Below are 14,091 nucleotides of genomic sequence, written 5' to 3'. Positions count from 1 at the left end.
TGCGGTGTTTTTTCGGTTGCTTGCACTTTGCCTCGACGAACGCTCCGATCGCGAATTAAAGTCCCAAGGCGATGGGAAGGGAGCCTCAAGCGACTAGGCCGAACGCGTTTTGACTTGGTCGTCCGTCACACTGTCCAGGGAGTCTTTCCATCCCAAGGTCGGCCGTCTCCTTGCCAGTGGCAGTGCTGGCGCAGATCCGTCCTGCCCGAAGACAGACATTCCCCCATGAACCGCGTGACGCCGCATCTCCGGCGTCCACCGCATCCCACCCCGCGAACGTGACGATCGCGATCGCCCCTCTCGATGGGGCAGGACGGAGGGGAATATAAACCTGACGGAAACATTGTCAACGGGATATAGGAATAAATGTTTGGGCGCTGTCTTCCCGCCCCACACTGTCATTCCGGGGCGCGGGCGCGTCTTCGCGCACGTGAACCCGGAATCTCGACATGTTTTTCGCTGAACACTTCGGGATTCCGGGTTCGCGCTCTGCCGGCTTCGCCGGCGACGCGCGCCCCGGAATGACAGTGGAAACTCGGCTCAGTCCGGCCCGCTCCGCGGTCCGTCCTGCCCCGGAATGACGAGCCAAGGCGCACGTCCCGAAATGACGGCGTGAAAACCTCACCCGTTCTTCGCGAACAACTCCCGCCCGATCAGCATCCGCCTGATCTCGCTGGTGCCGGCGCCGATCTCGTACAGTTTGGCGTCGCGCAGCAGGCGGCCGGTGGGATAGTCGTTGATATAGCCATTGCCGCCGAGCAGCTGGATCGCGTCCAGCGCGCATTGCGTGGCGCGTTCCGATGCGTAGAGGATGGCGCCGGCGGCATCCTCGCGGGTGGTTTCGCCGCGGTCGCAGGCTTTCGCGACTGCATAGACGTAAGCGCGGGCCGAACTCAGCGCGACATACATGTCAGCGATCTTGCCCTGCACGAGCTGGAAGTTGCCGATCGGCTCACCGAACTGTTTGCGCTCGTGCACATAAGGCTGCGCGACGTCGAGACAGGCCTGCATGATGCCGAGCGGGCCTGCCGCGAGCACCGCGCGCTCGTAATCGAGGCCGGACATCAGGACATTGACGCCGCGACCGACCTCGGCGAGCACGTTCTCCTCGGGCACCTCGCAATCTTCGAAGACGAGTTCGCAGGTATCCGAGCCGCGCATGCCCAGCTTGTCGAGCTTCTGCGCCGTCGAAAAACCCTTCATGCCCTTTTCGATGATGAAGGCGGTGATACCGCGCGGGCCGGCAGCCGGATCGGTCTTGGCATAGACCACCAGCGTCTGCGCCACCGGGCCATTGGTGATCCACATCTTGTTGCCGTTGAGAACGTAGCGGTCGCCCTTCTTGTCGGCGCGGGTCTTCATCGACACCACGTCCGAGCCCGAACCCGGCTCGGACATCGCGAGGGATCCCACATGTTCGCCCGAGATCAGCTTCGGCAGATATTTGCGCTTCTGCGCCTCGTTGCCATTGCGACGCAACTGATTGACGCAGAGGTTCGAATGCGCGCCATAGGACAGGCCCACCGACGCCGAGGCGCGCGAAATCTCTTCTACCGCGATGACGTGTTCGAGATAGCCGAGCCCGGCGCCGCCGAACTCTTCCTCCACCGTGATACCGTGCAGGCCGAGCGCGCCAATCTTGGGCCAGAGATCGAGCGGAAACTGGTTGGTCTTGTCGATGGCTTCGGCGCGCGGCGCGATCTCGTTCTGGGAGAAGTCACGCACGGTCTCGCGAATCGCGTCCGCAGTTTCGCCGAGATCAAAATTGAACATCCGTTGAGCGTTCGCAATCACAGGGTCGCCTCCGGTCAGAACGGCGCGCAAGCGCACCGGTTTTGTTGATTGAAATCACCATGTCACGGGCCGAACGGGCTGAGAAGAGGCATAAAGTGGTCCTTGCTCTTGGCCGCGCAACGGGTTGTAATTCATCCAAATAAGCCCTCCGGGACCAACCACGGAGGACATGCCAGGGAGAGAACCGATGCTCGATCGCGTCCAGGATTCCGACAGCAGCAAATCCGCCCAAGCCGCCGCTCACGCCCAAGCTTACGGGATGCCGCTCGATGAGTTCGATCCCGGCAATCCCGAACTGTTCCGCACCGATACGTTCTGGCCCTATTTCGAACGGCTGCGCCGCGAGGATCCCGTCCACTACTGCAAGGACAGCATGTTCGGACCGTATTGGTCGGTGACCAAGTACAACGACATCATGCAGGTCGAGACCAATCACGCCACCTACTCCTCCGCCGCGGCTTTCGGCGGCATCACCATCCGCGATGCCGGTGTGCAGTTCCGCCGGCCGATGTTCATTGCGACAGATCCGCCGCATCACAGCGCCCAGCGCAAGACCGTGGCGCCGATGTTTGCGCCTCACCACATGGACGAGCTCTCCAGCCTGATCCGCAGCCGTACTGCCGAGGTGCTGGACTCCCTGCCCCGCAACGAGACCTTCGACTGGGTCGATCGCGTGTCGATCGAATTGACCACACAGATGCTGGCAACCCTGTTCGACTTTCCGTGGGAGGAGCGCCGCAAGCTCACCCACTGGTCGGATGTCGCCACAATGTTGCCACCCACGCCCGAGGCCGAGCTGGAGCGGCAGAGAGAACTGCGCGAATGCGGCGAATATTTCGGCCGGTTGTTTCAGGAGCGACTCAATGCGCCGCCGAAGAGCGACCTGATATCGATGATGGCGCATAGCGAGGCCACGCGGCATCTCGATCCCGAGAGCTTTCTCGGCAACATCATTCTGCTGATCGTCGGCGGCAACGACACCACGCGCAATTCGATGTCTGGCGGCGTCTACGCACTCAATCAATTCCCCGGTGAATATGACAAGCTGCGCGCCAATCCCGCGCTGATCGAGAGCATGGTGCCGGAGATCATCCGCTGGCAGACGCCGCTCGCACATATGCGGCGAACGGCGGTGCAGGACACCGAGCTCGGCGGCAAGCAGATCAGGAAGGGTGACAAGGTCGTGATGTGGTACGTCTCGGGCAATCGCGATGACGAGGTCATCGAAAACCCCAACGAATTCATCATCGACCGCGTGCGTCCAAACCGCCATCTGTCATTCGGCTTCGGCATCCACCGCTGCGTCGGCCTCAGACTTGCCGAACTTCAATTGAAGATTGTGTGGGAAGAGATCGTCAAGCGCTTCGACAGGATCGAAATCGTCGGCGAGCCGCGCCGCGTCTTTTCGAGCTTCGTGAAGGGTTATGAAACACTGCCTGTGCGGATCGCTGGCTGAACCCGCGACCGCAACAGCTCAAGATCGATTTTTGGAGAGCAGACGCCATGAATATCCAAGCCAGGATCAATCCTGACAAAGCCGAGATCCAGCGCGTCGCGCGCGAGATCGCCTATTCGACACCGCTGAAGGACTTCCATCCCGGCGCGCCGAAATTGTTCGCGACCGATACGCTGTGGCCGTTCTTCGAACGGCTGCGCAAGGAAGAGCCGGTGCATTACTGCACCAATGCACCGATCGAGCCCTACTGGTCGGTGACCAAGTATCACGACATCATGCATGTCGACACCAATCACGGCATCTTCTCGTCCGACGTGAAGCATGGCGGCATCGCGATCCGCGACGTGCCGGAAGGCTATGACTGGCCGAGCTTCATCGCCATGGATGAGCCAAAGCACAGCGCACAGCGCAAGACCGTGACGCCGATGTTCACGCCAACGCATCTCGACGAGATGGCAGTGCTGATCCGTGGGCGCGTCTGCAAGGTGCTTGACGGATTGCCGCGCGGCGAGACATTCGACTGGGTCGAACGCGTCTCTGTCGAACTCACCACGCAGATGCTGGCGACCCTGTTCGACTTTCCGTGGGAAGAGCGCCGCAAGCTGACGCGCTGGTCGGACGTGTCCACCGCGCTGCCAAAAAGTGGAATCGTGTCGTCGGAGGAAGAGCGTCGCCGCGAGATGGACGAATGCGCCGCCTATTTCCAGAAACTCTGGAATGAGCGCGTGAATTCCGACCCGCGGAATGACCTGATTTCCATGATGGCGCATAGCGACGCCACACGCTTCATGGATCCCGACACGCTGATGGGCAATATCATCCTGCTCATCGTTGGCGGCAACGATACCACCCGCAACACCATGACCGGCTCGGTGCTGGCGCTGAACGAGAACCCCGACCAGTATCAGAAGTTGCGCGACAATCCGTCGCTTATCGAGACCATGGTCCCCGAAGTGATCCGCTGGCAGACGCCGCTGGCGCATATGCGCCGTACCGCCATGCAAGATACTGAACTCGGCGGCAAGACCATCAAAAAGGGCGACCGAGTGGTGATGTGGTACGTCTCGGGCAACCGCGACGAGGAGGTGATCGAGCGCCCGAACGAATTTATCATCGACCGCGCGCGGCCCAAGATTCACCTGTCATTCGGTTTTGGCATACACCGCTGCGTGGGCATGCGCCTGGCGGAGTTGCAATTGAGGATCGTTTGGGAGGAGATACTGAAACGGTTCGAGAACATCGAAGTTGTGGGGGAACCCAAGCGCGTGTATTCGAGCTTCGTTAAAGGCTATGAGACCCTGCCGGTTCGGATCACGTGAGACCGCAGGATTTCGTAATGCCGGTCAGGATTCATAATTTTCCCCTCAAGAAGAAAAGCTCAATTCCTTGACGAAACACCATCCCGCGGAACAGGACGAATTCCACGATATCCGCGATGCCGTTGCCAAACTGTGCGCACAGTTCCCCGGTGAATACTGGCGCAAGCTCGACCGCGAGATGGCCTATCCGAAGGCTTTCGTCGATGCATTGACCGAAGCCGGCTACCTGTCGGTTCTGATCCCCGAGGAATATGGCGGCTCCGGCCTCAAGCTGTCGGCCGCGGCGGCGATCCTCGAAGAAATCCAGCGCGCCGGTTGCAACGGCGGCGGCTGTCACGCGCAGATGTATACGATGGGCACCGTGCTGCGTCATGGCAATGACGAGCAGAAGGCCAAGTGGCTGCCGAAGATCGCCAGTGGCGAAGTTCGCCTGCAGGCCTTCGGCGTCACCGAGCCGACCTCGGGCACCGACACGTCCTCGCTGAAGACGGTGGCGAAGAAGGACGACAACGGCGACTACATCGTCAACGGCCAGAAGATCTGGACCAGCCGCGCCGAATATTCCGACCTGATGGTGCTGCTCGCGCGCACCACACCGAAGGAACAGGCCGCGAAGCGCACCGATGGTCTGTCGGTGTTTCTGGTGGACATGAAGGAGGCCAAGAAGAACGGCCTCGAGATCCGCCCGATCCGCACCATGATGAACCACGCCACCACCGAAGTGTTCTTCACCGACATGAAGGTGCCGGCGGAAAACCTGATCGGCGAAGAGGGCAAGGGCTTCCGCTATATCCTCTCCGGCATGAATGCCGAGCGCATCCTGATCGCCAGCGAATGCGTCGGCGATGCCAAGTGGTTCATCGCCAAGGCGTCGGCCTATGCCAAGGAGCGTCAGGTGTTCGGCCGCCCGATCGGCCAGAACCAGGGCATTCAGTTCCCCATCGCCAAGGCCTATGCGAATATGCGCGCGGCCGAGCTGATGGTGAAGGAAGCGCTGCGCAAATACGAAGCCGGCATGGAATGCGGCGCCGAAGCCAATATGGCCAAGATGCTTGCGGCCGACGCCTCCTTCGAGGCGGCCAATGCCTGTATCCAGACCCATGGCGGTTTTGGATTTGCCGAGGAATACGACGTCGAACGCAAATTCCGCGAGACCCGTCTGTATCAGGTGGCGCCGATCTCGACCAACCTGATCCTGTCCTTCGTGGCCGAGCACGTGCTCGGCATGCCGCGCTCATATTGAGATAGACCCATGCTGCCGCTCAAGGGACTGACCGTCATCGCCGTTGAACAGGCGGTGGCTGCACCATTCTGCAGTTCGCGTCTCGCGGATGCCGGCGCACATGTCATCAAGATCGAGCGACCCGAAGGCGACTTCGCCCGCGGTTACGACGCCGCGGCGAAGGGCCAGAGCAGCTACTTCGTCTGGCTCAACCGCGGCAAGGATTCCGTCGTCGTTGATCTCTCCACGCCGGACGGCCGCAAGGCCATGGAAGAGCTGATCGCCACCGCCGACGTGCTGATCCAGAACCTCAAGCCCGGGTCGATGGACAAGCTCGGCTTCACCCGCGAGCGGCTGCGCAAGGACTATCCGCGGCTGATCTGCTGCACCATTACCGGCTATGGCGACACCGGCCCCTATGCCCATCGCAAGGCCTATGACCTGCTGATCCAGGCGGAGAGCGGATTGGCGTCGATCACCGGCGGTCCCGAAGGGCCGTCGCGCGTCGGCGTGTCCATCGTCGACGTCGCCACCGGCGCGGCCGCTCATGCGGCGATCCTGGAAGCGCTGATCGGTCGCTCGGTGTCGGGCGAAGGCGCCGATATCCGCATCTCCATGTTCGACGTAATGGCCGACTGGCTCACCGTGCCGCTGCTCAATGCCGAAGCCGGCAACGAGCCGAAGCGCATGGGCCTCGCGCATCCCTCCATTGCGCCCTATGGCGTGTTTCGCTCCAAGGACGGCAAGGACATCCTGATCTCGATCCAGAGCGAGCGCGAATGGAAGATCCTCTGCGCCAAGGTGCTCGGCGATGCCGCGCTGGCGAGCGATTCACGCCTGGTCAACGGCGTCGAGCGCGTACGCAACCGCGCCTTTACCGACCAGACCGTCAGCGACATCTTCGGATCGCTCAGCCGCGACGAACTGCTGAAGCGGCTAACGGATGCCGACATCGCGTTTGCGGAAGTGAACACCATGGCGGATCTCACCAATCATCCGCATCTGCGCCGCATCACCGTGAACACGCCGAACGGCGAGGTGTCGTATCCGGCGCCGGCCGCGATGTGGGTCGATGCGCCGCGCAGCTACGGCGCCGTGCCCGGCATCGGCGAAGTGCAGAAGTAAACGTCAAGATCACACGGAGGTCATCGTGACCGACAAACTCGACATCGATCATCTCAAGCAGTGGATCGGTCGCACCGACGAGGCCTCCGACGTGGTCACGGCGCAGCTCGTGAAGGGTCTGCGCGCGACGCTGTTTCTCGACATCGGCACGCCGAAGCCCGGTGATGCCGCGCCCTTCACCACGCAGTGGTGCCTGGCGCAGCCGGTCGCGGCGATGGACAAGCTCGGCAGCGATGGCCATCCCGCGCGCGGCGGCTTCCTGCCGCCGGTGCCGCTGCCACGCCGTATGTGGGCCGGCGGCGAAGTGCAGTTCATCGAGCCATTGCTTGTCGGCGACGAGGTCACGCGCTCCTCGAAGATCCTCGACGTCAATCTGAAGACCGGCTCCACCGGCGCGCTGTGCTTCGTCAATGTCGAACACCTGATCACCACCAAGCGCGGCCTCGCCATCCGCGAGCGCCAGGACATCGTCTATCGCGACATGCCGACCATGGCGCCGCCGGCCCCCGCGCCGAAGGAAGTCCCTGCGGCCAAGCATCAGGAGACGCATTACGCCGATCCCGTGCTGCTGTTTCGCTACTCGGCGCTGACATTCAACGGTCACCGCATCCATTACGACCGCGACTATGTCACCAAGGTCGAGTTCTATCCGGGGCTCGTGTTTCATGGACCGCTGCAGGCGGCTCTGCTGGTGGAGTTCGCCGCCAAGCTGAAGGGCGGCAAGGCGCCGGCGAAATTCAGCTATCGCGGCGTGTCACCGCTGTTCGACGGCGCGGATTTTTCGGTGAATGCGAACGAGACAGCGGACGGGCTCGACGTCTGGACCGCCAATGACAAGGGCGCGCCGACCATGAAGGCGACCGCGAGCTGGTAGCCGAAGGAGCGCGCTGATCTTACCTCTCCCCGCATTGCGGGGAGAGGTCGCCGCGTCTTCGCGGCGGGTGAGGGGCATTGCGCTGTAAGAGCCCAACTCACTCCGCTTTCGGATCGCTCAATTCTTCGACCCGAGCATCCTGCAAATTTCGCGGGCGATGTGCCCCGCCCCTCACCCACCCCTCTCCCCGCGCAAGAGCGGGGAGAGGGAGCGACAGCGCGCCTCCGCTCCGTCGGGGCGGTTTTGCCCCCACCTCCCCGATTGACTCCCGGCCCCCTCCTGCTGTTGATGAGTCAACAACACACGGCAGACAACTGCCCGATCCCGTGAGGAAACGACCTTGGCCCGCGACAGCAAGACAACCGCCGCCCGTACTCCCGTGACCGTCAAAGACGCCACGCTGAATCTGTTGCGCGGCTTCGGCATCCAAAAAGTCTTTGGCAATCCCGGCTCGACGGAACTGCCGTTTCTGTCCGACTGGCCCGACGATATCGATTACGTGCTTGGCCTGCAGGAAGCCTCGGTCATCGGCATGGCCGATGGCTATGCGCAGGCAACGCGCAATGCCGCTTTCGTCAATCTGCATTCCGCCGCAGGCGTCGGCCATGCGCTGGGCAATATCTACACCGCGCATCGCAACCAAACGCCGATGGTCATCACCGCCGGCCAGCAGGCGCGCAGCATTCTGCCGCTGCAGGCATTTCTCTATGCGGAACGCGCGTCGGAATTTCCGCGGCCCTATGTGAAATACAGCGTCGAGCCCGCGCGCGCGGAGGATGTGCCGGCCGCCATCGCCCGCGCCTATTATGTGGCGATGCAGCCGCCTTGCGGACCGACTTTCGTGTCGGTGCCGATCGACGACTGGACGCATCAGGCCCAACCTCTCGAGGCGCGTCATGTCAGCCGCGAGCTCGGGCCAGATCCGACAGCGATGCAGGAACTTGTCGCCGCACTCGGCACAAGCAAGAACCCTGCATTGATCGTCGGCCCCGGCATCGACCGCGCAAACGCCGTCGATCTCATGGTCAGCTTTGCGGAGAAAACAAAGGCCGCCGTCTGGGTCAGTCCGTTCTCGGCACGTTGCAGTTTCCCGGAACTTCATCCGCAATTCGCGGGGTTCCTGCATGCGTCGCCGGCACAGCTCTCCGACGCGCTGCGCGAACACGATCTCGTCGTCGTGATCGGCGCGCCGGTGTTCACCTTCCACGTCGAAGGTCATGCCGCGATCTTCGATGGCGATACCACGATCTTCCAGATCACGGATGATGCGGACTCGGCGGCCGTGGCGCCGATCGGCACCAGCATCATCGCGACCATGAAGCCGGCGCTCAAGCTGCTGCTCGATCTGCTACCAGACACCAAGCGACATGTTGCGAAGGGCCGCATCCTGCCGCCACCGCCCGCGGGTGCTGACCCGATCCCGATAGATTATCTGCTGCACACGCTATCGCGGGCCATGCCTGCAGACGCGATGCTGGTGGAAGAAGCGCCGTCGCATCGCCCGGCGATGCAGAAGTATCTTCCGATGCGCGGCGCCAATAGTTTCTACACCATGTCGTCGGGCGGCCTCGGCCACTCCCTCCCCGCCTCTGTCGGCATGGCACTAGGCTATCCGGATCGGCGCACCGTCTGCCTGATCGGCGATGGCTCGGCGATGTATTCGATCCAGGCGCTGTGGACCGCCGCGCAGCGTAAATTGCCTTTAACCGTAGTGGTTATCAACAATTCCGGTTACGGCGCGATGCGCTCGTTCAGCCAGGTGATGCAGGTGCGTAATGTTCCCGGGCTGGATCTTCCCGGTCTGGATTTCGTCAAATTGGCGGAAGGCATGGGCGCGCATGCGGTGCGTGTGAGCAAATCATCGGAACTTGCGGGCGCTTTCGCGGCCAGTCTGCAACATCCGGGCGTCAGCCTTGTCGAAGTCATCGTCGACTCGGCCGTTCCCGTGCTTTATGGACAGAAGCATTGATATGACGGGATCATAACGGAAGGGCCGGCATGACCAAGCAGCCGAACGACAACGCCAAGAAATCGCACAGCTCCCACTGGGGTGCCTTTTCCGGACAGTGGGTCGACGGCAAGCTCGTCATCACACCGCATCCGATCGATCCCGATCCGAATCCGATCATCCAGAATTTTCCGGAGGCGCTGCGCCACAAGGCGCGCATCGCCAAGCCGATGGTGCGTCGTGGCTGGCTCGAAAATGGACCGGGTCCAGACGAGCGTCGCGGCCGCGACGCATTCGTCGAGATGGAATGGGACGAGGTGCTCGACCTGCTCGCCGGCGAACTCAAGCGCGTCAAGGACACCTACAGCGCCAGGGCGATCTATGGCGGCTCCTATGGCTGGTCCAGCGCCGGACGCTTCCATCACGCGCAGAGCCAGATCCATCGTTTTCTGAATGTCGCGCTCGGCGGCTATGTGCGTTCGGTCAACAGCTACTCGGCCGGCGCGTCGACGGTTCTCATTCCGCACATCCTCGGCAACTACGAAGACATGACCCGCCGCAATATCGGCTGGGATGAGATCGTCGAGCACACCGATATCATTCTCGCCTTCGGCGGCATGAACACCAAGAACTCGCGCGTCGCCGGCGGCGGCATCAGCAAGCACACCGAACATCGTGACATGATCGCGCTGAGCAAGCGCGGCGGCGAACTCGTGCTGATCTCGCCGCTGAAGAGCGATCTGCCGGATGAAGTGAACCAGGACTGGGTCGCCGCGCGTCCCGGCACCGATGTGGCACTGATGCTCGGCATCGCGCACACCGCCGTGATGGACGGCACGCATGACCGCGCGTTCCTCGCCAGCCATACCCATGGCTGGGATATCTTCGAGGACTATCTGATGGGCCGCAGCGACGGCCAGCCGAAGGATGCGGCGTGGGCCGCTGCGATCACCGGCCTCACTGCCGACGCCATCCTCACGCTGGCGCGTCGCCTGCCCGGCAAGCGTGCGCTCTTTGTTGTTGCGCATTCACTGCAGCGCGCGAAGCATGGCGAACAGCCGGTCTGGATGGCTTCGGTGCTGTCGGCGATGTTCGGACAATCGGGCCTGCCCGGCGGCGGCTTCGGCTATGCGCTCGGCGCCATCGCCAATTACGGACGCCGCCAGAATGCCGTGCCGATCGCCGGCCTGCCGCAGGGCAAGAACGGCGTCAGCGAATTCATCCCGGTGGCGCGCGTCAGCGACATGCTGCTCAATCCCGGCGCACCGTTCGAATATAACGGCGCGCATATGACCTATCCGGATATCAAGCTGGTCTATTGGGCTGGCGGCAATCCATTCCATCACCATCAGGACCTCAACCGCCTGCGCAAGGCCTTCGCGCAGATCGATACGCTGGTGGTGCATGACCTCGCCTGGACCGCATCGGCACGCCATGCCGACTTCGTGCTCCCCTGCACCATGAGCCTGGAGCGCGAGGACATCGGCAGCTCGCAAACCGATCCGATGATGGTCGCGATGCATCAGATGGCCGAGCCGTTCGGCGACGCGCGCGACGACTACGCGATCTTCACCGGCTTGTCCGAACGCCTCGGCGCTGCCGACGCCTTCACCGAAGGCCGCACGCCGCGTGAATGGCTGAAGCATCTGTATCAGCCGACTTACGACGGCCTCAAAGCTAAGGGCCTCGACGCACCGGACTTCGATGCCTTCTGGGCGGCCGGCGAAGTCATGCTGCCGCAATTGCCGCTGGATGGCGGCACGCTGCGCGCATTCCGCGAGGATCCTGAGGGCACGCCACTGCCGACCACCAGCGGCAAGATCGAGATCACGTCCGATACCATCGCCAGCTTCGGTTACGACGACTGCCCCGGCCATCCGGTCTGGCTGACGCCAGAAGACACTGTCGATGCGACCAACCCGCTGCAGCTTGTCGCCAATCAGCCGGCGTCGCGCCTGCACAGCCAGCTCGATTTCGGCGGGCATAGTTCGGCAGAAAAGCGCCGCGGCCGCGAGGTCGCGCGCATGCATCCGGTCGACGCCGATGCGCGCGGCATCAAGGACGGCGACATCATCAGGCTGTTCAATCAACGCGGTTCGTGTCTCGCCTCGGTGGTGGTCACCGAAGACGTGATGGCCGGCGTTGTGCAGCTGCCGACCGGCGCCTATTACGATCCCGAGGATCCGAACGAGGAAAAGCCGCTCTGCGTGCACGGCAATCCGAATGTGCTGACAAGGGACACCGGCACCTCGCGCCTGGCGCAGGGCTGCACCGGCCAGCTCACGGTGGTGAATGTCGAGAAGTTCACCGGCAACCTGCCGCCGATCCAGGCCTATGATCCGCCGGTCCCGGTGATCTGGCCGCGCCCGCCGAAGCTGGAAGCGGCGGAATGATCTTACCTCTCCCCGCTCTTTGCGGGGAGAGGTCGCTGCGTCTTCGCGGCGGGTGAGGGGCCGCGCGCGACATTCGCCACAGCGCCAGTCTCTCGGGTCGCGAAATTCCTTGAACCACACGGCATCATTCAGAGAGATCCGAGAGGGCTTTTGTGTGGCTGGCCGCGTGCCATGCCCCTCACCCGGCGCTGCGCGCCGACCTCTCCCCGCAAATGCGGGGCGAGGTTCAGGAAGGCCCGCCTCCCCTCACTTCGTCCCAAACGTCTCCCGCATCTTCGCCTGGATCTTGGCCATGCCGCCGATCCAGCGATCGTAGTTTTCGGTCTTCTTGCGCATGTAGTCGATGACCTGCTTGTGCGGCAGGATCAGGAACGTCTCCGCCTCGATCCCCGCCAGCGCATCCTGCGCCACCTGCTCCGGCGACAGATTGCCGTCATTGGATTGCGGGCCCTTCGGAATGTTCTTCAGCATGTTGGTATCGACGCCCTGCGGGCACAGGATCGAGACCTTGATGTTGTCTGCCCGGTGGGAGATCGCGAGATTTTCGGCGAACCCCACTGCGGCATGTTTGGTGGTCGAATAAGCCGGGCTACCGACCTGCGACAGCAGACCGGCTGCCGAGATCGTGTTGAGGAAGTAGCCGCCGCCACGTGCCTTGTAGAGCGGGATCAGATGCCTGGCAGCATAGACATGCGCCATCACATGAATCGCCCAGCTCTTCGCCCATGGTTCATCCGACGTGCCACCGGCATTCGGGCTCATGGGATCGAAGCCGCCGCCAATGCCGGCATTGGAACAGAACAAAGCGATCGGCCCGTAATGCCGTTCGGTCAGTTCGATCACATGCTGAATGTCTTTTTCCTTGCCGACATCGCATCGGAATGCGGCGCCGCCGATGGACTCTGCAACGGCTGTCGCGCGCTCGCCGTCGAGATCGACGACGACGACTTTCGCAGAACCCGCTTTATGAAATGTCTCGCATAGCGCCTGGCCAATGCCATTGGCGCCACCGGTCACGACGACGACCTTGCCGTCTACCCGCATGCCGCACTCCCTTTGTTTGTTTTTGTTTCTTATTAGAGCATGGTCTGATCCGAAAACCGGTACCCACTTTTCGGGATCATGCTCTAGGTGCTCAGCACCATGTCGAGCACGGCCGTATAGTGGCATGCGGCGCCGAGCAGGACAAATGCGTGCCAGATGGCGTTCTGGAAACGCAGCCGCTGCCAAGCGTGGAATACGACGCCCAGCGTATACAGCGTGCCCCCGGCAGCGACGAACCACATGGTGAGCGGCGGCAGCGGCGTGAACACGGCGTCATAGGCCATCAATCCGCTCCAGCCCATGGCGAGATAGAGCACGACCGCAAGGCGATCGAAACGGCCGGGATAAACCAGCTTGATGACGATGCCGGTGATGGCGACGCTCCACACGCCGGCCAGCAGCGAGATCGCGAGCCGTGTGTTGGCGATCTGCGCGAAGAACGGCGTGTAGGTCGCCGCGATCAGCAAGTAGATCGCGGAGTGATCGAGGCGGCGCAGGAACCATTTTCGCGGCGACACCGGCCACATATTATAGATGGCCGACAGCACCAACATGGCCAGCAGGCCCACGGAATAGACCGAGACGGTCACCACTTCATAGGCGGTGGCGAAAACGGCAGCGAGCACGATGAGGACAGTGGCGGCGATCAGGCCGGAGAACACGCCGAGACCGTGAACGATGCCGTCGGCGATCAGTTCGGCACGGTCGTAATTCCAGCGGATCGCGCCGGCCACCATGTGAGCGGAATTACTGGTCAGTTCTTTGAATCGGAAAACGGTCATGGTGGCGTCAACCCGGCCGGTGCGATGCGGTGAGCTTGCCCCGTAAGCCCGCCTGTGACTTCCCCTGAAATCAGCGATAGATCATAGGCTGGAGATCGTCAACGAAAGCCAAACGACGAAGTAACGACGCTTTC

At 62.4% G+C, this 14,091-nt stretch carries 10 protein-coding genes; 7 read left to right on the top strand and 3 right to left on the bottom strand.

Features of this window, described 5'->3' with window-relative positions:
* Positions 1 to 621: 621 nt before the first annotated feature.
* Positions 622 to 1,794, bottom strand: coding sequence for an isovaleryl-CoA dehydrogenase (locus HP556_RS20990; RefSeq protein WP_089265707.1), 1,173 nt, complete (start codon positions 1,792 to 1,794; stop codon positions 622 to 624).
* A 259-nt stretch (positions 1,795 to 2,053) separates the two neighbouring features.
* Here HP556_RS20990 and HP556_RS20985 point away from each other — a divergent pair, with 259 nt between their 5' ends.
* From HP556_RS20985 to HP556_RS20955, 7 genes are all read left to right on the top strand, one after another.
* The gene (locus HP556_RS20985) at positions 2,054 to 3,250 is read left to right on the top strand and encodes a cytochrome P450 (protein WP_246297843.1); all 1,197 of its coding nucleotides are present in this window, start codon (positions 2,054 to 2,056) and stop codon (positions 3,248 to 3,250) included.
* Between the two features lie 47 nt (positions 3,251 to 3,297).
* Positions 3,298 to 4,569 carry a cytochrome P450 gene (locus HP556_RS20980; RefSeq protein WP_175368407.1) on the top strand — a complete coding sequence of 424 codons (1,272 nt, stop codon included), beginning with the start codon at positions 3,298 to 3,300 and terminating at the stop codon, positions 4,567 to 4,569.
* A 67-nt stretch (positions 4,570 to 4,636) separates the two neighbouring features.
* Positions 4,637 to 5,812 carry an acyl-CoA dehydrogenase family protein gene (locus HP556_RS20975; RefSeq protein ID WP_089265293.1) on the top strand — a complete coding sequence of 392 codons (1,176 nt, stop codon included), beginning with the start codon at positions 4,637 to 4,639 and terminating at the stop codon, positions 5,810 to 5,812.
* Positions 5,813 to 5,821: 9 nt separating this feature from the next.
* The gene (locus HP556_RS20970; protein ID WP_175368406.1) at positions 5,822 to 6,916 is read left to right on the top strand and encodes a CaiB/BaiF CoA transferase family protein; all 1,095 of its coding nucleotides are present in this window, start codon (positions 5,822 to 5,824) and stop codon (positions 6,914 to 6,916) included.
* Positions 6,917 to 6,941: 25 nt separating this feature from the next.
* On the top strand, positions 6,942 to 7,790 hold the full coding sequence (locus tag HP556_RS20965; RefSeq protein WP_175368405.1) for an FAS1-like dehydratase domain-containing protein: 849 nt from the start codon (positions 6,942 to 6,944) through the stop codon (positions 7,788 to 7,790).
* A gap of 340 nt (positions 7,791 to 8,130) precedes the next feature.
* Positions 8,131 to 9,759 carry a benzoylformate decarboxylase gene (gene mdlC, locus HP556_RS20960; RefSeq protein ID WP_175368404.1) on the top strand — a complete coding sequence of 543 codons (1,629 nt, stop codon included), beginning with the start codon at positions 8,131 to 8,133 and terminating at the stop codon, positions 9,757 to 9,759.
* A gap of 29 nt (positions 9,760 to 9,788) precedes the next feature.
* Complete coding sequence (locus tag HP556_RS20955) at positions 9,789 to 12,131, top strand: molybdopterin guanine dinucleotide-containing S/N-oxide reductase (protein ID WP_175368403.1); 2,343 nt, start codon at positions 9,789 to 9,791, stop codon at positions 12,129 to 12,131.
* Between the two features lie 246 nt (positions 12,132 to 12,377).
* Here HP556_RS20955 and HP556_RS20950 read toward each other — a convergent pair whose 3' ends face one another.
* Both HP556_RS20950 and trhA read right to left on the bottom strand, forming a co-directional pair.
* On the bottom strand, positions 12,378 to 13,175 hold the full coding sequence (locus HP556_RS20950) for an SDR family oxidoreductase (protein WP_175368402.1): 798 nt from the start codon (positions 13,173 to 13,175) through the stop codon (positions 12,378 to 12,380).
* An 83-nt stretch (positions 13,176 to 13,258) separates the two neighbouring features.
* Complete coding sequence (gene trhA / locus HP556_RS20945) at positions 13,259 to 13,957, bottom strand: PAQR family membrane homeostasis protein TrhA (protein WP_175368401.1); 699 nt, start codon at positions 13,955 to 13,957, stop codon at positions 13,259 to 13,261.
* Positions 13,958 to 14,091 lie beyond the last annotated feature (134 nt).

This window comes from Tardiphaga robiniae, assembly GCF_013359755.1.
In the GTDB taxonomy this organism is placed as follows: Bacteria; Pseudomonadota; Alphaproteobacteria; order Rhizobiales; family Xanthobacteraceae; genus Tardiphaga; species Tardiphaga robiniae.
This window is presented reverse-complemented; position numbering and strand designations above follow the sequence as displayed.